Here is a 21,149-nt window from a genome sequence, read left to right on the forward strand (position 1 = left end):
GGCATGAAGGGAAGTTTGACAGTGGCTGAGGCGATGCCGGAGACGGGAAATGGCCGCGATGACGAAGCCCGTGCGGAGCACGTCTACCAACTTGTGTTGGAGGGAATCGTCACGGGCACCTTCGCGCAGGGTGGGCGCCTGCGTGAACGGGAGCTGTCCGAGATGTACGGCGTCTCCCGGATCCCCGTCCGCGAAGCCATTCAACGCCTGGAGAAGGATGGCTTCGTGGCCACCTTCCCGCGCCGCGGCGCCGTGGTCCGGCAACTCACGCTCACCGACGTCAACGAGCTCTTCGACGTTCGCCTTTGCCTGGAAACGTTCGCCGCGAGGATGGCTGCCACCCGCGTTGCCGAAGGCCATTCAAGCGGCCGGCTCGAGGAACTGATGGAAGCCTCCAATGCCGCCATCGACGAGGATCGCGCAGACGACGTCGCGTTGATCAGTGCCGAGCTCCACGCCGAGATCGTCCGTCTCTCCGGCAACAGGCTGCTCATCGAGTCCGTGCAGCCGCTCTTCGGCCGCATGCGCTGGATCTTCGGACTGGCCCACAACCGCAGCAATGAGCTCCAACGGGACGAACACAAAGAGCTCTGCAACGCCATCCTGAAAGGCCGGCCGGACCTGGCGTACTCGCTGGCGTACACGCACATTGAGCTCGGCCGGGAACCTGTGCTGGCCGGTCTTGCCGAGACCCTGGAACCCTAGGGTCAAATGTCTTGAAGGCTACCACTTCGTCTAGGACCAATTCCTTGGCGTTCTTTGAAGACTTCGCGTAATCGGCTGAGTACTTCCTCGTGTTTTTCCCTGCGTGTTGCTACCGATCCCTCTACCTCATCATCGCCACCGTGTCCGGAGCGGCCGGTGTTTTCGCCAGCGTTTCTTCCGTGAGGCATGCCACCCGCGTCGCACTATTCATGATTTTCGTTGCACCCTTGCCCCGCCTAACTGCCTACAGATAGTCTGGACGTGTACAGAATTAGGAGGCGTGTGTGTCAGGACGTGAGCTTGCCCCCGCCTTCACGCTCCAAGACGCGCGCGAAGCGGGTCTCACTAAGGACCAGGTCTACTCGCTGCTCGACCGGGAAGAGATTGAGCGCGTGGGCCGAGGCGTCTACGTGCGCCCAGATGCGATCCCGCCTGCGTTCACCGCGCTCGCAGCAGCGACCACGCTACGTGAAGAAGCAACGCTGTGCCTGACGAGCGCTCTAATGCATCATGACCTGAGCGACGCGATTCCGTTCGCCTCCGATATCGCGCTACCGCGCGGCACGCACCATCCGACGGGTCTTGCGAACGTGACTTGGCACAGCTTCGATCCGCGGACCTTTGAGATCGGACGCGAGTGCGTTGACGCAGGACAAGGAGCCACGGTCGCGATCTACTCAGCGGAGCGGACCCTCGTCGACTGCTTCCGGCTCATGCATCAGGAAGGTAGTGACGTCGCGCACGAGGCGCTCAGACGCTGGCTCCGCAGGAGCGGGAACACCCCGGCACGACTACTCAAGATCGCAGGATTGTTTCCTAAGGCGCTGCCTCGAATCCGCCAAGCCCTGGAGGTGCTCCTGTGACCCCTCCGTCACCGTCCAGAGACACTCTGGCAGGGCGCGCCTATAACGACCTGCGCAACCTCGCTCGAAAACAGGAACGCGATCCCGCCGAGTACATCACGGTGTACGCGCTCGAGGGCTTCCTCGCGAGGCTCGCAGCCTCGGAGTTCGCAGGAGATTTCGTGCTTAAGGGTGGCGTGCTGATGGCAGCGTTTGCAGAACGCAGGCCCACTCGGGATATCGACTTCGCTGCACGCGGCTTCGCAAACGACATCCCAGCGGTTGAAAAGCGTGTCCGCAGTATTCTTGCCATCCCAGGTAGTGATGGGCTCGAGTTCGACGAGGACTCTGTCAGCGGTGAACAGATTCGCGACGACACAGACTACAACGGCGTCCGAGTAAAGATAACCGCACGGTTGGCGACGGCGCAGGTCGCGCTGCATATTGATGTGAACTTCGGTGATCCGATCTGGCCTGCCCCGACAGAGGCCGTGCTTCCACTACTTCTGGGAGGCACACTCCGACTCCTTGGGTACCCCGACCATATGGTACTCGCAGAAAAGATCATCACGGCACTTGAACGTGGCGATCAGAACACGCGCTGGCGTGACTTTACCGACATCGCTGCGATCGCCCGCACGCGAAGTATTGAAGGGACAGACCTCCAGGAAGCGATCGGTGTTGTTGCCCGCTACCGGCAGATAGTCCTTGAACCACTCGGGCCGATGCTCTCTGCGATGCCCTCGCTGGCGCAACGCAAGTGGGAGGTCTGGCGGAGGAAGCAGCGACTCGAGAAATCGACGCCGGTGAGCTTCTCTGACCTGCTCGAAGCCTGCCTGACTTTTGCTGAGCCGGTCCTCGCGAACAATGTTGCTCATCTGCGATGGAATCAAACGGGTCAGTCGTGGGAAGAGGCGAGCTCGACCAGCGCGGAGTATCCGCTTTATGAATGGGCGAGGCTCAAGGTCGAGGGGGACCCAAATGAATAAGCGGGCGACGATCAAACCAAGATCGGCTACGGATGGTGGCGCAAGGATCGCCAGCTCATGTGAGGGCACCGCTTTTGATATGGTTTGGCCGAGCGAGCAGGAAGGCTGAGCATGCCAGTACTGCAGGTGCGGGTCGAACTCGTGCCCAACTCCGTCAGCGTCAATGCCCTATGTGCTGGTTACGAGCTGGGTGCGTGGCGAGCAGATCAACTCGTCGAAGACATCTTTGATCGCCACCTGCTAGATTTTGCTCTCACCTACACAGAGGCGAAGAGCGTGTCCAGCAGTACGGCCCTGCAATCGATTAGGGACGCAGCAGTCTCCGTGTACACGACTGACAAATATCGTCGACGTGGAGAGTTCGGTGAACTCCTCCTTCACTCCGCACTCGTGGATTTCTATGGCGCGGAGCCAGCGGTTAGCAAGATCTACTATGAAGACTCTTCAAACGATGTCGTAAAGGGGTTCGACAGTGTCCATGTTGTAGCCGACAGCAATGGGGAGATGAAGATCTGGCTAGGGGAGGCGAAGTTCTACTCAAGGCTCGACGACGCAATGGACAGCGTGCTCCAAGACGTTCAGGCGCACCTGGCCACTGACTTTCTGCGCAAAGAGTTTGTCTTTATCACCCGCAAGGTGGACGCTTCCTGGCCGCATGCTCAGCAGTTCAAAGGCTTGATCGCGCGTGCTCGAAGTCTGGACGATATATCAAGTTCGATTGTCATGCCGATATTCCTGACTTACGACAGTGACGCAGTTGACACTCATAATGTCGTAAGCAACGGTTACATTGCTGCCATGACTAATGAGACAGCAGGCGCACTATTGAGGTTCGAGTCGCGGCTGGCGAAACCGATGGAGGTTGAGATTCGTTTGATACTCCTTCCGTTGAAGTCGAAGGCAAGGCTGGTGGAACTGATGCATGCAAAACTGAAAGCTCTTCAGGGTATCTAATGGCGACCGAGGACTTCGCTGCGCTGCGCGAGATATCCAACATGCTGTTGACTGACGAAAATGAACAGGAAGCCCGTGACCGCTTCATCCGTTTTCTGGATCAGTATTCTGGTACCGGCTCCCTAAGCGTCATTGTCGATTCTTTGGCGGCGCGACTGGGCCTCTTCCCCTATATGTCTCCGAACCTTGAGGAGATCAGCGATGCAGAGGCACTCACTGTTGCCTACCACTCTCCGGAATCGTTGAAGAAGCAGGGATTTACATTCCACGCGGAGCAGCAAAAGATCTACGAACAACTCATGGACGGCAGGAGTGTGATTCTGTCCGCTCCGACATCCTTCGGTAAGTCCGCAATCGTTGACGCTTTGGTCTTGTCGGGAAAATGGGCGAACTTCGTCATCATCGTTCCTACCATCTCGCTCATCGATGAGACTCGCCGTCGACTTGTGGCGCTCGATACTGGATACACGATCGTCTCGCACCCCAGCCAGAAACCTACGCTGAAGAACATCTTCGTACTCACCCAAGAGCGCTTCTTGGAGCTCGACCCAGTACCCAGTGTCGACTTCTTCATCATCGATGAGTTCTACAAGCTCGGTGACGGCGAGACTGATGAGAAGCGTCGATCGAACCTCAACATTGCCTGGCGTCTCCTCCGCATGACCGGAGCCCAGTATTACCTTCTTGGGCCCAACATCGATGCTTTGAAATTCGACTCAGACAGCGAGCTGTCGAAATCCTTCATCACATCGGACTTCAATCCTGTAGTGGTCGATGTCGAGGACCGGTCCCACATAGAGGACCGACTCTCAGATATGAAGACCTTTCTAGACGAACAGGCTGACGGTCCGAGCTTGATCTTCGTGAGTAGCCCGGGGCGGGCGAATGACATTGCCTTCGAGCTCGGTACAGGAGCGGCAGACCCACTTGTGATCGAAATCGCCGACTGGATTGCAGAACACTACGATCCGGAGTGGTTCGTCGCAAGGGCACTCCGCAGAGGGGTGGGTACGCACACCGGTCCGATGCCCCGAAGCCTGCAGCGAGCGATGGTTCGTCTATTTGCGATGGAAAAGATTGATCGGCTCGTTTGCACTACAACGCTGATCGAGGGCGTCAACACGGTGGCAAGGAACGTCGTGATCTACGACAAGAAGATCGACCGGAAACCGATCGACTTCTTTACCTTCTCTAATATCCGAGGCCGGGCTGGACGGATGCTCAAGCACTTCGTCGGCCGAGTCGTCTCCTACGCTGATCAGCCAGAACCCGAAGTCTCAACAGTCGATCTCCCTATCGAATCGCAGTCCCCGGCAGCATCCCTCGCAACCTTGATTCAGCTCGATTCTGCCGAGCTGACCGAAGAGTCCGTTGAGAGGCTGCGCCACGTCCTCGATCAGGACGCACTCTCAGTCCAGACGATGCGCCAGAATCGTGGGCTGGATCCAATGCTCCAGATCGGTGCGGCGCGCCGCATGCGGGAGGCTAAGCCGGGCGACTTCCGGAACCTGTCTTGGAGCGGTATCCCGACTCGAGAGCAGTTCGCTGCGGTTGTGTCGCTCGGATACGACCAGCTCATCATCGGACGCGATCGAAGCGGGGAGAACGCCAGGTCCATACTCGCGAAGCTGAACGCGGCGAGGACCGCACAAGGCGATGTGCAGGCACTGGTCGATGCAGCGTTACCGTATATGCGACGCGGCCAGACGCGCAGCAACGTAGTTGATGATGTGTTGAGTTTTCAGCGTAACTGGATGGGGTTCAAGATTCCCTCCATGTTGCGCGCCGCAAGCTCCATCCAACGGGAGGTCGCCCAGGACCGAGACGAACGAGTCTCCAACTACGAGTACGTCATTCGGGAGATCGAGTCGCTCTACCTGCCCTCATTCATCGCCGAACTGGAGGACTACGGACTGCCCATACCCGTAGGTGTGAAGCTCGCAAACCTAGGGTTGCACGGCGAGAGTATCGAGGACATCGTGGCCATGCTCGTGCGCATGGCCAGAGACCAACGCGTGCTTTCCACACTCACCAAGGTGGATCGGTGGTTCCTCTCTGACGTTGCATCCGGGCTGAAGAAAGAGATGCCGACGATCGCACCTGCCGGGTAACCGAGGCCTTCTCATAAACCTGAGAAAACGCCCGACGAACCTCCGAGGAGCTACCCCGAGTCGGGGTACGGCGGAGCCGATGCATGAAAACCATGGCCTTACTTTCGGTCGAACCCGACGTCGGCACTCACTTGAGTGCCGACGTCGGGTTCACCTTATGGGCCTTAGTCGTCCGCGTCCGGGTACTCGTCCACTTCGTCGTACCGGCCTGACTCCTCCACCTCAACCTCAAGAATCTTGAGCATCTCGGTGTCCGGGTTCAACATGATGGCGGCCTCGTCCCTCCGGTGCTGCAGCACAGTGTCCAGGTAGGACTGCACAGTCTCAGCCAGCGGGATGTAGCGGTCCTGCTTCTGGCTCATGTACCAGCGGTGCTCCAGGACCTCGTGCACTACTTCAGCCGGTTCCAGCTTGCCGGCAAGGTGCCTGGGGATGGACCGCACGATCGGCTCGAAGATCTGGCTGACCCATGCGTGGGCGCTGATTTCCTCGTCCAGCTCAGGGTTGTTATCTGCCCTGAACTGGTCCATATCGTTCAGCAGCCTCCGGGCCTGGTTCTCCTGGGCATCCAACCCGGTAAGCCGCAGCAAGCGCCTTTGGTGATGGCCGGCGTCGACGACTTTTGGCTGCAGCTGGATGGTTGAACCATCCGCCGTGGTCTTGATGGCATATTCCTCGACGTCGAAGCCGAGCTCGTTGAGCCGACGGATGCGGGCGCCCACGCGCCAGCGCTCGCCGAGTTCGAAGGATTCCTTCTCCGTCAACTCAGCCCATAGCCTGCGGTAACTGTCCATGATGAGTTCACTGGTAGCTACGGGATCGACCTTTTCCTCGATGAGCCCGCCATCCAGGAGGTCCATCAGTTCGCCGGCGATGTTGACGCGGGCAATCTCGAGATCGTACTCGCGCTGGCCCATGGACAGGTCCGGGTAAAGCTCGCCGGTTTCGGCATCCACAAGGTACGCAGCGAACGCGCCGGCGTCGCGACGGAACAGCGTGTTGGAAAGCGAGACATCTCCCCAATAGAAGCCAATGAGGTGCAGGCGGACAAGCAGCAACGCCTGGGCGTCGATGAGGCGCGTCAACGTGTCCTTGCGCAGCATCTGCGAGAACAGCGCACGGTACGGCATGGAGAACTTCAGGTGCCGGGTGACGAGCACCGGGTTCAGCGGCTTGCCGTCCGCGGTGGTCCGGCCAGTGATGACAGCAACCGGCTCCACGCAAGGAACGTCCAGCCGGGCCAGCTTGCGGAGCATGTGGTACTCATGGCGGGCCACGTGCTCGGACGTTTCCTTGATGGCAATGACCGATCCACCCAAGTGCGCGAAACGCACGATGTGGCGGGAAATACCGCGGGGGAGGGCGGCGAGGTTCTCGGCCGGCCAGTCCTCAAGCGCAATGTGCCAGGGCAGGTCCAACAACTCCGGATCCGCCGCGGCGGCAGTGATGTTAAGGGAACCGATAACGCTGGCCGGTGGTGCTGTGTCCTGCGCGCTGGCCGCCTCAGTCCGGGGGAGCTTGCCGATCTGCCCGTAGTCGGTCGGTTCGTCGTGCCACTGGGCTCCGTTTTGCTCGCTCATGCCTCAATTGTTCCGTACTCGCCGGTGTTGGCGTTCATTGCTGGGGGAAAGGGAGATTCGGGCATCGCGGACCACTGGACGTCCGGTGCTGCCTGGAAGGTGACGCCCTGCCTTGTGAGGCGCTCACCCAAGGCGCCAAGCCGACGTCGGAAGTCACCAAGGTTCCGCGCGTCCTGGGCCGACCACGCCACTTCCGCCAAGGAAACTGCCCTGGGGTACAGGAGCCAGTAGGCCTGCTGGTTGTTGCGGACCGTCTCCGTCCACAACGGGCCTTCGACGCCCAGGATCCTGTCATCCTGCAGGCCCCCTTGGGCGGGATTCCAGTCGTAGTACTCGGCCCACGTGAACGGCCCACCGTCCACCCACTCAAGGCCGATGGGACTCGTTGCTTCATACTTCTGGTCCAGATACGTGTTTGCCGCAGGGGACATGATCATCAAGGACCCCGTGGACTCTGCCTTCTGAACCAAAGGGGGGAGGTCGCCAAACCAATACTGCACCACGTCGCCCTCACGGAGGTCCACGGCGGCGTACTCATTCCAGCCCACCACTTTCTTGCCGGTTTCATCGGCAATGCGGACGAACTCCTGCGTCATGCTGACGTAATGCTCGTGATCCGTTACCAACGCTTCGTCACCCCCGATGTGCAGGTAGGGGCCGATCGTCGTGGCTGCCAGTTGTTCAAGGACTTCCCTGACAAACTCATACGTCACAGGAAGGGCTGCATCCAGCGTCGACCAGCCCACTGCTGCCGAGGTACTCATGCTTGCCGCATGGCCGTCCGGGTTGAGCTGCGGTATGGCTGCAAGGGCCGCATTGACGTGGCCTGGCAGATCGATTTCCGGGACCACCAGCACGTTCCTGGCAGCGGCGTATTCCTGGATCTCCCTGAAGTCCTGCTGGGTATAGAACCCCTCCCGGCCGCGGACTGGTGCGGCTGTGGGGAACTCCACCGCGCCTGCTCCGCCGATTTCCGTGAGCTTGCCATAATCCAGGCCCGATGGATTTTCCTTGGGCGTTCGGATCTCGATACGCCAAGCTTGGTCATCCGTAAGGTGCAGATGCAGGGCATTGAACTTGAACTGGGTCATGACATCTATCTGCTCCTTCACCTCTTCAACCGTGAAAAAGTTCCGGGCGACGTCGAGCATGAGTCCGCGGTAGGCGAACCTGGGCGCGTCCTTAATCACGACGGCGGGAATCACCCAGGTGCCGCCGGTCCCGTTGTTCGAACCGGTGTTGTACGAATCCGTGCTGTTCGTATCGTCTTCACCGGTGAGGGAGTGTTCAATGGCAGGCGGGAACAACTGGCGGAGCGTTTGGACTGCGTTGAAGAGGCCAGCGGGGGTTGTTGCCGCGAGGCGTGCACCGGCATCGGTGACAGTCAGCTGATAAGCCTCCGGACCGCCGTCGAGCGTTTCCACGAACTCCAGGGCGATGTCGCCGGCGTCGGCTGTCTCGACGACGGGAAGAGCGAAACCTGTGCCGCGGCGAAGCAGCACCGCCAGCTGCTCCGCGACCGGGACTGCTGCCTCGCTTGCCGCGATCCGGGCCGTAGGGGCAAGCGTGAAGGCCTGACCGTCCGATGGCGCGACGTGTACGGGCCGGGGGATCAGGTTGTCCGTGGTGTTCATGCCGTTCTTTCTGCGGAAAGGTTAACGCGAGAGCGGCCCGACCGGAAGGGGTCGGGCCGCTGTCACAATGCGGATACTTCTGGTGGCTGGGCCCACGCCGGCAGGGTTCCCTGGCCGAAGCGGAGCGAGGTTAGGGTGCCGGTGGGGATTAGTCGCCCAGGCGCAGGCCGGTCTTGGTGTCAAACAGGTGCACGTGGCCGGACTGCGGACGAACGAAGATGGACTCGCCCTTCATCGGGGGGCGGCGGCCGTCAACGCGGGCAACGATGTCGTGGCTCTTGCCATCCAGGATGGTGTGGCCGTAGACGTAGGCGTCGGCGCCGAGTTCTTCGACGACGTCAACCTCAACCTGAAGGCCTTCGCCGTTGCCGACCGTCTCGAGGTCTTCCGGACGTGAACCAACAGTAACCGTCTGTCCGTGTGCCTCTTCGAGGACGTCGCGCTTGACCGGGTAAACCGTGCCACCGAACTGGACGCCGCCGTCGACGACCGGCAGTTCCAGCAGGTTCATGGCGGGGGAGCCGATGAAGCCTGCAACGAAGACGTTCTGCGGGCGGTCGTAAAGGTTGCGCGGGGTGTCAACCTGCTGGAGCAGGCCGTCCTTGAGGACTGCGACGCGGTCACCCATGGTCATTGCCTCAACTTGGTCGTGCGTCACGTAAACCGTGGTGACGCCGAGGCGGCGGGTCAGGGACGCGATCTGCGTGCGGGTCTGAACACGGAGCTTGGCGTCAAGGTTGGAAAGGGGCTCGTCCATGAGGAAGACCTGGGGGTTACGGACGATTGCACGGCCCATGGCAACACGCTGGCGCTGACCGCCGGAGAGTGCCTTCGGCTTGCGGTCCAGGTACTGCTCGAGGTCAAGAAGCTTGGCGGCTTCGCGAACACGCTCGGCGCGCTCTTCCTTGGAGACGCCTGCAATCTTCAGCGCGAAGCCCATGTTGTCCGCAACAGTCATGTGCGGGTACAGAGCGTAGTTCTGGAAGACCATTGCGATGTCGCGGTCCTTCGGAGGAACATCCGTGACGTCGCGGTCACCGATCAGAATGCGGCCGGCGTTCACATCCTCAAGACCTGCGAGCATGCGCAGGGAGGTGGACTTACCGCAACCGGAGGGTCCAACGAGGACCAGGAATTCGCCATCGGCGATGTCGATGTTGAGTTTATCGACGGCGGGCTTATCTGTGCCCGGGTACAGACGCGTAGCGTTATCAAAAGTAACTGTAGCCACAGTTATCAATCCCTTCACCGGCAGGTACGTGCCGGACGATCCGTTGTGAATGGTTCATTTTCTTCAGTTGAACTCCCCGGCCATCGGCCGGGGAGGATCGTGTGACGTCGCACGGTACTGTGCGTCACATCACGTTCAAGAGTATGTCAGACTTTTGGATTTACTGCGCAAATGTTACGAACGTCACATGTGACGTTGGTCCCGCTCATGCTTCCCAATGACGGGCTCATGCTTCGGCAGTGACTCGGCGGCGCTCCCGCAGGAGTGCTTCCAACAGTTCCGCAACCTGCACCGGGGCTTCCACCCGGTACTCTGCCTGCGTGAAATCCAAGCCCACCTTGATGCCGACGTCGTCGCCCATCAGCCGGCCCAAGGCATCCTCATCGGTCACGTCGTCGCCGGCGAACAGAATGGCCGTGGCGCCGGTCGCTTGACGGAGGAACTCCACTGCCTCGCCCTTGGAAGCCTTGACAACGGACGTCTCCAGCACGCGTTTGCCGGTTTTTACGTACACGCCAGGATGTTCGCGCAGAACCCGCATGGCGGCCTCGACTGCATCTTCCGCAACGTCGTCGTCGGCAAGCCGTGTGTGAAGGACGACTCCGGCGGGTTTGTCCTCGAGCAACGTCCCTGGCGCGATATCGACGATGCCGGCCAGGACGTCGCGTACTGAAGCGAGCCGTGCACGTTGTTCGTCATCCAACTCCAGGCCCACGGACCCTTCGCCCAGCCACACCTCCGCGCCGTGGCTGCCAATCAGCAACGTGTTCAGAGGAGGCGAGGCGACCAGGCGCAAACTGTCCAGGGCGCGCCCGGAGATGAGTGCCGTCGTCGTGCGCGGCAGTTCAGCCAGGGCTTCCAAAGCCGCAGCCGATCGCGGAAGGGGCCGCGCGTCACCAGCATGGTCCACGATCGGGGAGAGGGTGCCGTCGAAATCCAAGGCCACCAGGAGTTGGTCCGTGCCAGCGATACGCCTGATGGCGTCCAACAGTTCCGGGGACAAAGACAGGGGCGTCTGCTCAGCTGTCATCGCGCACCACCTTCTCCTCGAGGGCGGCCAGGAACTCCGCCGACCAATGATCGACGTCGTGGTCCAGGATCTGCTTCCGCATCAGCTTCATGCGGCGGCGGGCTTCCTTGGGGGAGAGGTTAACGGCCCGGAGAATGGCCGACTTAAGGCCATCGATGTCGTGCGGGTTGATCAGCAGCGCCTGCTTCAATTGGTCGGCAGCGCCGGCGAACTCACTCAGGACCAGCGCGCCGTCGTCCTCGGAACGGGCCGTCACGTATTCCTTGGCCACCAGGTTCATGCCGTCGCGCAGCGCCGTGACCAGCATGACGTCCGCGGCGAGGTACAGCGCCACCATTTCCTCAACGGGGTAGCTGTGGTGCAGGTAGCGGACTGCAGTGTTCTGGATGGTGTCGTAGGTGCCATTGATATGGCCAACGGTGCCCTCGATTTCTTCACGCAGAAGCCGGTACTGCTCCACGCGTTCCCGGCTGGGGCTCGCTACCTGTATCAGGGTGGCGTCCTCCACCTTGATGCTGCCCTCACGCAGGAGTTCCTCGAAGGCCTTCAGGCGGTGGCCGATGCCCTTGGTGTAGTCCAGGCGGTCCACGCCAAGAAGGATGGTCTTCGGGTTGCCCAGGTCCTTGCGGATCTGCTTGGCCCTCTCGATGATGTCCGGCCTCCCGGCCAACTCGCGGATCTGGTCCACATCGATGGAAATAGGGAAGGCCTGCGCACGGGCAATGTGGGTGACCTCGCCGTCCGGGCCCTTTACATGCACTTGCTGTTGCTTGACGCTGGCGCCCAGGAAGCGGCGGGCAGAGCGCATGAAGTTGCCGGCATCGCTGGGACGCTGGAAGCCCAGCAGGTCCGCGCCCAGCAGTCCATCAATGATCTCGCGGCGCCACGGCAGCTGGGCGAAGATCTCCGGAGGCGGGAAGGGAATATGGTTGAAGAAGCCGATTTTCAGGTCCGGCCGTGCCTCGCGGAGCATGCGGGGAACCAACTGGAGCTGGTAGTCCTGGACCCACACCGTCGCGCCGTCAGCGGCATGGCGGATGACGGCGTCGGCGAACTTCTTATTTACCTGGCGGTACGAATCCCACCACGTGCGGTGGAATTCCGGCGGGGCGATGACATCGTGGTACAGCGGCCAGATGGTCGCATTGGAGAAGCCCTCGTAGTACAGCTCGACATCGTGGCTGCTCAACTGGACCGGGACAAGATCCATCGCTTCGTGGCTGAAAGGGCGCACGGTTTCATCCGGGGCGCCATGCCAGCCCACCCACGCGCCGTCGGACTTGGTCATCATCGGTGCAAGCGCGGTAACCAGGCCGCCCGGTGAGCGTCGCCAGCCCCCGCCACTATCGCCGTCGCCATCGCTGCTGCAGCGATCGACGGGCAGGCGGTTGGACACCACCATGAAGTCGAACTTGCTCGCCGTTGGCTTCCTGGTGGGAGAGGCCCTAACGCCGTCTTCCGTCTTGAGTTTTTCGCTTGCCAAATCCTGCATTACTGCTCCCTGGGGTTGCTGTGACTCACCTCCCAGCCTACCGGCGGAATCATAGAGGGCGGTTGATCGTTCAACGACCGGGTCATTGCGTGCGCGCCGAATCTTCAAGATTGCTCCCGTAAACTGACCCCGTTGCCCTAGCTATGCACTACCGACGTCGAGTAATCCGAGGAACTGATGAGCCCCGCAAACGAACCCCGCCTCTCCAAGGCTGAACGCACCGCCCAGGCACGGGAGAAAGCGCGCGAAATCCGCGAAGCGCAGCTGAAAAAGGAAAAGCGCAACAAACTCCTGATCGGTTGGGGCATTGTGGTGGCCGTTGTCGCGATCCTTGCCGTCATCGCGTTGGTAGTGACCACCAGCATCCAGCAAAGCGCGCCGATCGCCGATCAGGGTCCCACTCCCGCGAATGGCAATGTGCACGGCGGCGTAACATTGCTGGCCAACTCCGACGTCGTAAAGTCCGACGCTTCGTCCGTGAACGTGGCAGACGTCCCTTCGGCTCCGGCAACCAAGCCCGCCACGATCACTGTTCCCGGTGGTGAGCCCGAGGCCGGCAAGCCCGTCAAGGTGATCGCCTACATCGACTTCATCTGCCCTGTTTGCAAGCGGTTTGAGACAACCTACGGGGAGTCGCTCACCAAACTACGCAACGAAGGCAAGATTTCCGTCGAGTACCGTCCCCTTGGCTTCCTGGACCAGCAATCCACCACCAACTACTCCTCACGCGCCGCAAATGCCGCAGCGTGCGTGGTGAACTCTTCGCCTGAGAAGTACGCCGACTTCTTCAACCTCCTCTTCGAACGCCAGCCTGCCGAAGGCAGCGCCGGTATCTCGGACAACGACCTCAAGGCCATGGCCAAGGAGGTGGGTGCAGCGAACATCGACTCCTGCGTGGACAGCAAGCAGTACCGGCCCTACGTAAAGGTGGCTACGCAAGAAGCGGCAGCCATCGGCATCACGGGCACCCCCACCGTGTTCATCGACGGTAAGAAGTGGGACGGATCCACCGACCTGAACGCTGAAATCCAGACCGCGGTTGACGCCAAGGGCTAGGTCTTAGGAATTTACGACGGCGGCTGGTCGCCTCGGTTTGTGCTTTGCGCTCAATCTGGGGTGGCTGGCCGCCTTCGTGATTTCCGTGACGGGGAGGGTCTGGGCTAACCTTATCTAGCGTCGTTTTCGGCGCATGCCTCCTTAGCTCAGTTGGCCAGAGCACCGCTCTTGTAAAGCGGGGGTCGTCGGTTCGAATCCGACAGGGGGCTCCACAGGGCGCTGGTTGGGTCTTTTCCAGTCCATCGCGGACCCGATCCTGCAGACCCCGCTATTTCCTGCCGACCATGTGTCTTTGGGAAAGAACGCCATCAACCCATGAGCGCAGGGCTGCTGCCGGTGCGGCCCCGGCGCGGCGGGCGAGGACCTTTCCGCCGATCAGGATCATGAGTGTGGGCACCGCTTGAATGCCGAAACGCCTGGCAAGATGGGGCGAGTTGTCCACATCGACTTTGACGAGCTTCACCGTTCCGGCCCGTTCCTGCGCCAATTGATCGAGGACCGGGCTGACTATCCGGCACGGGCCGCACCAGACAGCCCAGAAGTCGACAAGTACCGGGAGAGTTGCCCCTTCGGCGACTTCGGCGAAGTCTCCGTCGCCGGCGGCAACGATCCAAGGCAACAGGTGATGGCAGTGCCCGCATCGCGGCAGGCCGCTGGCACTGGGTGGAACCCTGTTTGGCTTTGCGCAGTGCGGGCATACGGTGATGTTTTCTGTCATTCCTGCCGGCTTTCAGACGACGGGGTGGCCGGAGCAACGAGGTCAGTATTGGCATGGGGTCTTTCCCGATGCTGTGCTCCGGCTTCGCGCGCGCAATGCTCGCAGCAATAGATTCCTTCGTCGGTCTCGACGCCGTGTCCCAACACCCGGCAGCCACAATGTTCGCACGCCGGTGCCATCATGTGGATGGCACATTCGAAGCTGTCGAAAGTGCCCTTTTGGCCGGCCCTCGTGACCGTGAAAGTCCTCGGATCGTCGTTTCCGCAAACGTCGCATCGTGCCATCGTGGTGTGTCCTTTCATGGTGACCGGTGGAACCGGCTCCGTCATTAGGTCCGAAAAGAGGCCCATGCCCAGTATCTGCCGTGAACCATCCGTGCTGTAGGGGCCAAAGGCCCCGGACGATGAGTCCTGTTGGGGTTTGAGGGTCAGAGTAATTTGGCCGGGCGTATGCACGGGAGGCGCTGTCCTAAGGGACTTCCTCCTGTGGCACCGGGATCCTGCGTTGGCGTTCACGCTGACCCTGCCGAAGTGCCAGTAGCGGAAACAGGAGCACGGAGAGCATGCCGGCTCCAACGAGCGCCGACGAGATTCCGCTTGAAATGAAGCCCTGATCCCTGCCAATGGCCGTGACGGCAACGATGATCGGCAGGCCGGTTGCCCCGAAAAGCATGATGGCCCGTTTCTCGGCGAACGTGGACCTTGGCGGGGCAGCAAGCATCGACGGCAGGCCTCGGATGATCAGCAGGAGGAGCACGAACAGCGGGACCATTGTCAGGGCTGACGGGCTGGACGTGAGTGCGCCGAGATCGAAATCTATGCCGGTATCGATGAAGAAGATGGGCACCAGGAACCCGAACGCAACGGCATCGAGTTTGGTCTCGATCACCTTCCGGTCCCGTTCGGGTGCGCGCGCAATGGCCACTTTCCAGAGGACGCCTGCGGCGAATGCCCCCAGCAACATGTCCAGTCCCAGGACCATGCTCAGCACCACGAGCACGGTGAGGATGAACATGATGGAGCGGACAGCGAACTGGCCGCTGGTGTGGAGAGTCCGGGTGACCTGCGAGTGGAAGAGCGTGTGCCTCGCCTTGGAAGCCAGGAAAATCGCAATGCCGGCCAGGAGGACGAATCCGAGAAGCACTGCCGTAGCCGGTCCCAGCTGCCTGCCGCTGAAAAACAGTGAGATTGCAATCAGGGGACCAAACTCACCAGCTGCACCCAATGCCGTGACGGCGATACCCATCGGGGATCTTGATTCACCGGCATCACGAAGAATGGGCAGCAACGCCCCCAACGCCGTGGAGCACAGCGCCACCCCGATGATGACCGCGGCCTCCGGCGTGGGGGCCAACAGAAAGCCCGCCCCAACGCCCGCGGCCAACGAGATCAGCCAACCGGCAGAGGCGCGGATGGCGGGCCTGCCCCGGATATCGGAAAAATCTATCTCGTTGCCGGCCACGAAGAAGAGCATCGCCAGCCCGAAATCAGCCAGGGTGTCTGTGAACTGCGTGGATTCGATCCATCCCAACATGCTGGGACCCAGCAGGATTCCCAGGACGATCTCGAATACCACGAGCGGCACTTTGACCACCCGGTCAAGCAAGCGGACCGCCAGGGGCGCCGCCACAGCCAAGAGTGCGATCAGAACCAAGGATGTAGACAAGCCCTGCATCAGCGGTACCTCCGGTACCTCGGCCGCTTCTACCCCGGCCGCTTCGACGGAAAAGTATTCCAAAGCTACCGCCACACCTTCGATGACGCCATGATGCCGGTGTCCCGGTAGGCGGCCAGAGTTATCCACAAGCAGGAAGAAGCGCACGACGCCGGGTCCCGGCCCGCGTTAGTCTGGTTACCTCGGCTGAAGCAAGCGGCCGCAACACCCACTGTGCGGAGCCGTTTTCCAATGTCCGATGATCCAGACCTGGGCGCCCTTGCGGCGTCTTCCTTTTCCCTCCCCAAGCTCCGCCCCGGCCAACTCGCCGCCATGATTGCGCTCGCCGGCGGCCGCGACGTCCTGGCCGTCATGCCCACTGGGTACGGCAAATCAGCCACCTACCAAGTGGCAGCCAGGTACCTTTTCAACCAAACCGGGCGCCCCGCCGTCGTGGTTTCTCCCTTGATTGCTTTGCAAGAGGACCAGCTGGACGGACTGAACGGGCAGCTGGGTGATGGCGTTGCCGTCGCCATCAACTCCTCCCGCAGCGACTCGGAAGTGGAAGACGCCTGGGAAGCGGCGGAGTCCGGCAAAGCCACTTTCGTGTTTCTGGCTCCCGAACAGTTGGCCAAACAGGAGACTGTGGACCGGATAGCCAAGCTGGACATCACCCTGTTCGTGGTGGACGAGGCCCACTGCGTCTCCTCTTGGGGCCATGACTTCCGCCCCGACTACCTCGATCTGGGAAATGTCCGCGAACGATTGGGAAACCCTCCGGTTGCAGCCCTTACCGCGACTGCCTCACCTCCAGTACGCGATGAAATTCTCGAACGCCTGGGCATGAAGGATCCGCTGGTTCTGGTCCGTGGCTTTGACCGGCCCAACATCAGTCTGGACGTGGTCCGCCATCAGGAGGACAAAGGCAAGCGACAAGCAGTCCTGGAGCAGGTTTCCACGCTGGCCAGCGGAGGCGAACGGGGCCTTCTGTACGCCGCCACCCGTAAGGACACGGAAAAGTACGCCACCAAATTGGCTAAGGAAGGACTCCGCGCGGAGGCATACCACGCCGGTCGGTCCGATGCTGACCGGGATCGCATCCATGAGCAGTTCCTGGACGATCAGCTGGACGTCGTGGTTGCCACAACGGCGTTCGGCATGGGTATCAACAAACCCAACGTGCGGTTCGTCGTCCATGCCGACATTCCGGAATCCCCCGATGCCTACTACCAGGAAATAGGCCGTTCCGGACGCGACGGAAAACCGGCTGCTGCCACACTGCATTACCGCGAAGAGGATCTTGGCCTGCGGAAGTTCTTCGGCACGCATTCACCGGACCCGGATTCGCTCCTGGCAGTCCTGAAGATCCTGAAAGCCGCAGGCGCTCCTGCCCCCAAGAGCGCGCTCGCGGAGCTGACCGGATTCCCCGTCCGTCGCCTCACCGGGCTCGTCAACCAGTTGGAGGAAGCCAGCGCTGTCACCACAGGCAAGCGTGGCATTCGCCTGGCATCCAAAGCCAAACTCCCGGCCCTGGTGGCACGCGCCGTCGAACTGGCCGAGGCCCGGCAGCGCGTTGACCAGTCCCGGCTGACAATGATGCGCGCCTATGCGGAGACGGACAGCTGCCGACGACAGTTCCTGTTGGGCTATTTCGGTGAGGAACTTTCGGAGCCGTGCGGCAATTGTGATGTGTGCGCCGCTGCTTCCGGGGCTGTCGATGGCAACTCAAAGCGTCAAAGCCCAAATGAACAGCGGGCTGGCGAAAGCGACCCATTCCCGCTGCAGTCCGCTGTGATTCACAAGGAATGGGGGCCGGGTCTGGTGATGAGGCATGAGGACGACGTCATCACCGTCTTGTTCGAGCAGGAAGGGTACAAGACTCTCTCCCGCAGGGCAGTCGTGGAACACGAACTGCTGAAGCCTGCATAGCGCTACGAGGCTCAGTGTTTCAGGTGTTCAGCTCCAGCATCAGGGCGGGCAACTCGTCGGCAAGTTCGCGCGCAAGGAACCCGAGCGGGCCCAGTTTGCTGGCCAAACGGTCGGCTGCGGCGGCGTGCAGGTGGGTTCCCCAGCAGGCAGCCTGCGCGCCGGTGGTCCCACGCGCCCGGAGACCGGTGATGGCACCGGCCAGTACGTCTCCACTGCCTGAGGTACCCAAACCTCCGTACCCGGTGGTGATCTTCCACAGTTCAGGGTCCCCGGGGTCTTCTCCATGTGGGCGTGCGATCACGCCCTGGCAGCTAACCACTGCACCGTACTGTTCGGCGACGGCGGCAACGTCGGTTTCGAGGTGGTTTAAGTCCTGTCCCAGCAGGACTCCAGCCTCAGTCGGGTTGGGAGTGAGGATCAACCGGCCCCGCCAGGGTTCCAACATCCCCTTTAGCTTCACCAGTCCGCCGAGGGCGAAGGCGTCCAGGACAACGGCCGGCCCTTCGCCTTTGAGTTCCTCCCGCTCCAACAACCTGGCGAGCAATTCCCCTGCCAAGTCCGAATCATCCAGGCCGGGCCCGACCAACACTGCGTCTGCCCGTTCCAAGTACCTTGAGATGACGTCCAGCCCCTCACCGGTAACGGACCCAACGGCAGTTTCCGGCAGGCCCACCGCCCCGCACTCCGGGAACGCGACTCCCACGTGCACGGCCACCGATTCGGCCACAGCCAACGTAATCTTTCCGGCCCCCGCGCGGAGGGCGGCGATGCCGGCCAGGACGGTGGCGCCCGGAGTGGTTCGTGCACCGCCGATGATCAGAACAGCGCCGCGTGAATATTTATCTTCGCCAGGAGCGGGCAGCGGCCACTCACGCAGAAGCGATGGCGTCACTTGCGTGGGGCCGGGAGTGCCGTGGAAATCACTGTGGGTGGACACTGGCATCTCCGGCATGCTCGGTGACCGTGACGCCCTGTTCGGTGAGATGATCGGCCACGTTGAAGCTCTCGAGCATCCATGGTCCAGCGCCAGAGGGGCGCACGTACCGGGTAATTGATGCGTTCAGCACCGTTGTGCTGGCGGCGAGATCCAGGATCTCGCGCTCGGACATCCCCTCCAGGACGTATCGGACCAGCAGGATCACTGCATCATGGCAAACGAGCATTACACGGTGTCCTCTTCCCAGATTGTTGAGCTCGTCCAGGACGGATCGCAGGCGAAGCGCGACGTCAGCCCAGGATTCACCTCCGGGTGGCCTGTAGAACAGCTTGCCCAGCCAGAGGCGCCGCTCGGCCTCATCGGGGTAACGCGTTTCCACGCCTAAGCGGGTGAGTCTGTCCAAAATGCCCAATTCCCGGTCGCGGAGGCGTTCATCCGTGTGGACTTTCAGGGGCCAGCCAGCTGTTTGAACAGCAATTTCCGCTGTCTGAAGGGCGCGTGCATAGGGGGAGGAGACCACCGTGTCCGGGCGGAACTCCTCCGCAATCCGGGACAGCGCAGTTCCCAATGCCTTGGCCTGATCCTGGCCGGTATCCGATAGGTTGACGTCCGGGTCCCTGGCGGGGACGTCAATGACCTCAGCCCGCGCCAGGCGGGCTTCCGTCGCGGCTACGTTGCCTTCACTTTCTCCATGCCGGACCAGCAGCAACTCAACAGCCCCGGCTTCCTGCACAGCCTCTGTCAGTTGCCTTGCCTTTGTCCGCTCGTCGTCGTTCAAAAAAACCAACTCCTTCGCGCGCGCTTGCCGAATGCAGAACACTACCCACTGCGTACCCACGGGACCAGAGAATAAACGCACGACGGCGAGCTACCGTCCCTGCGTTGGCCGTCCACCCGCCGTCGAGCCTGAAAGACATTAGGGGACCCTCCGGTACTGTTGCCGGAACCCATGGTGAAGTAAGTTGCTCGCATGGAGGACTCATACCAAGTCATCGTGGTGGGTGCCGGATTTGCAGGCGTCGCGGCAGCCAAAAAACTCGGACGCAAGGGCGTACGCGTCCTGTTGATTGACTCGAACAACTACCACCAGTTCCAGCCGCTCCTTTATCAACTGGCTACTTCCCAGATCGGGGTTTCAGCCATCACGCGGCCGCTGCGCTCCGTTTTCCGCCGCTATAAGACCGTCAAAATCCTGACGGCGGGTGTTGCCTCCATTGATGCCGCGCAACGGTCAGTCACTACCGCCGATGGCGTGACTTTGCGGGCGGACATCCTGGTCATTGCGGTAGGTGCCGTTCCCAACTTCTTCAACACACCAGGTGCCGGGGAACATGCTTTTCCGTTGTACTCCGTCACCGACGCCACCAGGCTGGGCACCGCCATTACGCGGCTGCTGGATGAGGCCGACAGAAGCTCAGAAGGCATGGTAGACGTGGTGGTAGTGGGAGGAGGACCCACCGGCGTGGAGACCGCCGGGGCCATGGCAGAAAACGTGAAATACATGGTCCGCAAGTACTTCTCTCCCGAGCTCGCCGCCCGCTGCCGCGTGCACCTGGTGGACATGGTGCCCAGCGTGTTGAACATGTTCTCCACGAAGTCGCAGCGGTACGCCACCGAACGTCTTGGGAAGGTGGGCGTCCAGCTGCATATGGGAGTGGGCGTTACCGAAGTGCGAACAGATGGTGTGGCGCTGGCTGACGGGAGCTTCGTCCCCGCGCAGATCGTCGTTTGGGCAGGCGGTCTGAAAGCAGGAGACCTCATCAGCACTTCGGGACTGACACAGGGCAAAGGTGGGCGCGTCGATGTTCGTCCGGACCTGACCGCCCCGGATGTGGATGGTGTCTACGTCATCGGTGATGCAGCGAACATCACCGATTCCACTGGCGCAAAGTTGCCACAGCTTGGCTCGGTAGCCCAACAATCGGGAAAGTGGGCGGCAGCCAATATCCTTGCAGACCTGACTGGCGGAAGCCGTACTCCCTTCCGCTACGTTGATAAGGGTTATATGGCCATGGTGGGCCGCGGGGCCGCAGTAGCAGAACTGGGCCGCAAGCGAATCCAGTTGCAGGGCCTTTTCGCTTTCTTGTCCTGGCTTCTGGTCCATCTGGCCCTCTTGTCCGGGGTCCAGCAGAAAGTCCGTGCACTATTTTCCTGGCTCAATGGATACCTCCTGCACAGCCCCGCGCAGGTGGTGGTCAGTGGGCCAACCGAGAAGGAGCTCCCTATGCGGACACTTCCCGAAGTACGTCCGGCCCCATCGACCGATACGGGTCTGGAAAAGGAATAGG

Annotated in this window: 17 protein-coding genes and 1 tRNA gene; 9 read left to right on the plus strand and 9 right to left on the minus strand. The window is 61.2% G+C overall.

Annotated elements, in window-relative coordinates; genetic code table 11:
* Positions 1 to 3: 3 nt before the first annotated feature.
* The 5 genes from J2Y41_RS05105 (at position 4) to J2Y41_RS05125 (ending at position 5,601) form a co-directional block, all read left to right on the plus strand.
* Positions 4 to 705 (plus strand): GntR family transcriptional regulator, encoded by a 702-nt coding sequence (locus J2Y41_RS05105; RefSeq protein ID WP_224093559.1) that lies wholly within the window; start codon positions 4 to 6, stop codon positions 703 to 705.
* Between the two features lie 284 nt (positions 706 to 989).
* On the plus strand, positions 990 to 1,568 hold the full coding sequence (locus J2Y41_RS05110; protein WP_309926788.1) for a type IV toxin-antitoxin system AbiEi family antitoxin domain-containing protein: 579 nt from the start codon (positions 990 to 992) through the stop codon (positions 1,566 to 1,568).
* Positions 1,565 to 2,536 (plus strand): nucleotidyl transferase AbiEii/AbiGii toxin family protein, encoded by a 972-nt coding sequence (locus J2Y41_RS05115; RefSeq protein WP_309926790.1) that lies wholly within the window; start codon positions 1,565 to 1,567, stop codon positions 2,534 to 2,536. The genes J2Y41_RS05110 and J2Y41_RS05115 overlap by 4 nt, the downstream gene beginning before the upstream one ends.
* Positions 2,537 to 2,647: 111 nt before the next feature.
* The gene (locus J2Y41_RS05120) at positions 2,648 to 3,490 is read left to right on the plus strand and encodes a DUF1837 domain-containing protein (protein ID WP_309926792.1); all 843 of its coding nucleotides are present in this window, start codon (positions 2,648 to 2,650) and stop codon (positions 3,488 to 3,490) included.
* The gene (locus tag J2Y41_RS05125; protein WP_309926796.1) at positions 3,490 to 5,601 is read left to right on the plus strand and encodes a DEAD/DEAH box helicase; all 2,112 of its coding nucleotides are present in this window, start codon (positions 3,490 to 3,492) and stop codon (positions 5,599 to 5,601) included. The genes J2Y41_RS05120 and J2Y41_RS05125 overlap by 1 nt, the downstream gene beginning before the upstream one ends.
* Before the next feature lie 164 nt (positions 5,602 to 5,765).
* Here the strand turns inward: J2Y41_RS05125 and J2Y41_RS05130 are convergent, their stop codons facing one another.
* The 5 genes from J2Y41_RS05130 to J2Y41_RS05150 all read right to left on the minus strand — a co-directional run bounded on the left by J2Y41_RS05130 (position 5,766) and on the right by J2Y41_RS05150 (position 12,568).
* Positions 5,766 to 7,181: a DUF4032 domain-containing protein gene (locus J2Y41_RS05130; protein ID WP_224166520.1), complete on the minus strand. Its 1,416-nt coding sequence runs from the start codon at positions 7,179 to 7,181 to the stop codon at positions 5,766 to 5,768.
* Entirely contained in the window at positions 7,178 to 8,815 is a 1,638-nt protein-coding gene (locus tag J2Y41_RS05135) for a beta-N-acetylhexosaminidase (protein ID WP_309926798.1), read from the minus strand. The genes J2Y41_RS05130 and J2Y41_RS05135 overlap by 4 nt, the downstream gene beginning before the upstream one ends.
* Positions 8,816 to 8,963: 148 nt before the next feature.
* A complete protein-coding gene (locus J2Y41_RS05140; protein ID WP_223935952.1) occupies positions 8,964 to 10,046 on the minus strand; it encodes an ABC transporter ATP-binding protein in 1,083 nt (360 codons plus the stop codon).
* Positions 10,047 to 10,272: 226 nt separating this feature from the next.
* Entirely contained in the window at positions 10,273 to 11,076 is an 804-nt protein-coding gene (gene otsB, locus J2Y41_RS05145) for a trehalose-phosphatase (RefSeq protein WP_309926804.1), read from the minus strand.
* Positions 11,066 to 12,568 carry a trehalose-6-phosphate synthase gene (locus tag J2Y41_RS05150; protein ID WP_309926806.1) on the minus strand — a complete coding sequence of 501 codons (1,503 nt, stop codon included), beginning with the start codon at positions 12,566 to 12,568 and terminating at the stop codon, positions 11,066 to 11,068. Before J2Y41_RS05150 ends, otsB begins: the two co-directional genes overlap by 11 nt.
* Positions 12,569 to 12,745: 177 nt before the next feature.
* On the opposite strand from J2Y41_RS05150, the gene J2Y41_RS05155 reads away from it, so the two are divergent.
* Together J2Y41_RS05155 and J2Y41_RS05160 are read left to right on the plus strand one after the other, a co-directional pair.
* Positions 12,746 to 13,624, plus strand: a complete 879-nt coding sequence (locus J2Y41_RS05155; RefSeq protein ID WP_224093564.1) for a thioredoxin domain-containing protein — start codon at positions 12,746 to 12,748, stop codon at positions 13,622 to 13,624.
* 135 nt (positions 13,625 to 13,759) lie between these two features.
* Positions 13,760 to 13,836 (plus strand) — tRNA-Thr (locus J2Y41_RS05160).
* Between the two features lie 56 nt (positions 13,837 to 13,892).
* Here J2Y41_RS05160 and trxA read toward each other — a convergent pair.
* Complete coding sequence (gene trxA, locus J2Y41_RS05165) at positions 13,893 to 14,342, minus strand: thioredoxin (protein ID WP_309926810.1); 450 nt, start codon at positions 14,340 to 14,342, stop codon at positions 13,893 to 13,895.
* 468 nt (positions 14,343 to 14,810) lie between these two features.
* Positions 14,811 to 16,163 carry a cation:proton antiporter gene (locus J2Y41_RS05175; protein ID WP_309926813.1) on the minus strand — a complete coding sequence of 451 codons (1,353 nt, stop codon included), beginning with the start codon at positions 16,161 to 16,163 and terminating at the stop codon, positions 14,811 to 14,813.
* Positions 16,164 to 16,247: 84 nt separating this feature from the next.
* Here J2Y41_RS05175 and J2Y41_RS05180 point away from each other — a divergent pair, with 84 nt between their 5' ends.
* Entirely contained in the window at positions 16,248 to 17,924 is a 1,677-nt protein-coding gene (locus J2Y41_RS05180) for a RecQ family ATP-dependent DNA helicase (RefSeq protein ID WP_309926816.1), read from the plus strand.
* Positions 17,925 to 17,943: 19 nt separating this feature from the next.
* Here the strand turns inward: J2Y41_RS05180 and J2Y41_RS05185 are convergent, their stop codons facing one another.
* Both J2Y41_RS05185 and J2Y41_RS05190 read right to left on the minus strand, forming a co-directional pair.
* Positions 17,944 to 18,867: an NAD(P)H-hydrate dehydratase gene (locus J2Y41_RS05185; RefSeq protein ID WP_309926819.1), complete on the minus strand. Its 924-nt coding sequence runs from the start codon at positions 18,865 to 18,867 to the stop codon at positions 17,944 to 17,946.
* Positions 18,845 to 19,639 (minus strand): histidine phosphatase family protein, encoded by a 795-nt coding sequence (locus tag J2Y41_RS05190; protein WP_396133465.1) that lies wholly within the window; start codon positions 19,637 to 19,639, stop codon positions 18,845 to 18,847. Before J2Y41_RS05190 ends, J2Y41_RS05185 begins: the two co-directional genes overlap by 23 nt.
* A 192-nt stretch (positions 19,640 to 19,831) precedes the next feature.
* On the opposite strand from J2Y41_RS05190, the gene J2Y41_RS05195 reads away from it, so the two are divergent.
* Positions 19,832 to 21,148, plus strand: a complete 1,317-nt coding sequence (locus tag J2Y41_RS05195; protein ID WP_309926826.1) for an FAD-dependent oxidoreductase — start codon at positions 19,832 to 19,834, stop codon at positions 21,146 to 21,148.
* Position 21,149 lies beyond the last annotated feature (1 nt).

The sequence above is a fragment of the Arthrobacter sp. 1088 genome (assembly GCF_031455315.1).
In the GTDB taxonomy this organism is placed as follows: domain Bacteria; phylum Actinomycetota; class Actinomycetes; order Actinomycetales; family Micrococcaceae; genus Arthrobacter.

Excerpts from the sequence above, each read along its gene's own strand:
- J2Y41_RS05120 (WP_309926792.1), top strand. The coding sequence starts at position 2,648 with ATGCCAGTACTGCAGGTGCGGGTCGAACTCGTGCCCAACTCCGTCAGC.
- J2Y41_RS05185 (WP_309926819.1), bottom strand. The coding sequence starts at position 18,867 with ATGCCAGTGTCCACCCACAGTGATTTCCACGGCACTCCCGGCCCCACG.
- J2Y41_RS05130 (WP_224166520.1), bottom strand. The coding sequence starts at position 7,181 with ATGAGCGAGCAAAACGGAGCCCAGTGGCACGACGAACCGACCGACTAC.
- J2Y41_RS05155 (WP_224093564.1), top strand. The coding sequence starts at position 12,746 with ATGAGCCCCGCAAACGAACCCCGCCTCTCCAAGGCTGAACGCACCGCC.
- J2Y41_RS05180 (WP_309926816.1), top strand. The coding sequence starts at position 16,248 with ATGTCCGATGATCCAGACCTGGGCGCCCTTGCGGCGTCTTCCTTTTCC.
- J2Y41_RS05195 (WP_309926826.1), top strand. The coding sequence starts at position 19,832 with ATGGAGGACTCATACCAAGTCATCGTGGTGGGTGCCGGATTTGCAGGC.
- J2Y41_RS05135 (WP_309926798.1), bottom strand. The coding sequence starts at position 8,815 with ATGAACACCACGGACAACCTGATCCCCCGGCCCGTACACGTCGCGCCA.
- otsB (WP_309926804.1), bottom strand. The coding sequence starts at position 11,076 with ATGACAGCTGAGCAGACGCCCCTGTCTTTGTCCCCGGAACTGTTGGAC.
- J2Y41_RS05105 (WP_224093559.1), top strand. The coding sequence starts at position 4 with ATGAAGGGAAGTTTGACAGTGGCTGAGGCGATGCCGGAGACGGGAAAT.
- J2Y41_RS05125 (WP_309926796.1), top strand. The coding sequence starts at position 3,490 with ATGGCGACCGAGGACTTCGCTGCGCTGCGCGAGATATCCAACATGCTG.
- J2Y41_RS05150 (WP_309926806.1), bottom strand. The coding sequence starts at position 12,568 with ATGCAGGATTTGGCAAGCGAAAAACTCAAGACGGAAGACGGCGTTAGG.
- trxA (WP_309926810.1), bottom strand. The coding sequence starts at position 14,342 with ATGACAGAAAACATCACCGTATGCCCGCACTGCGCAAAGCCAAACAGG.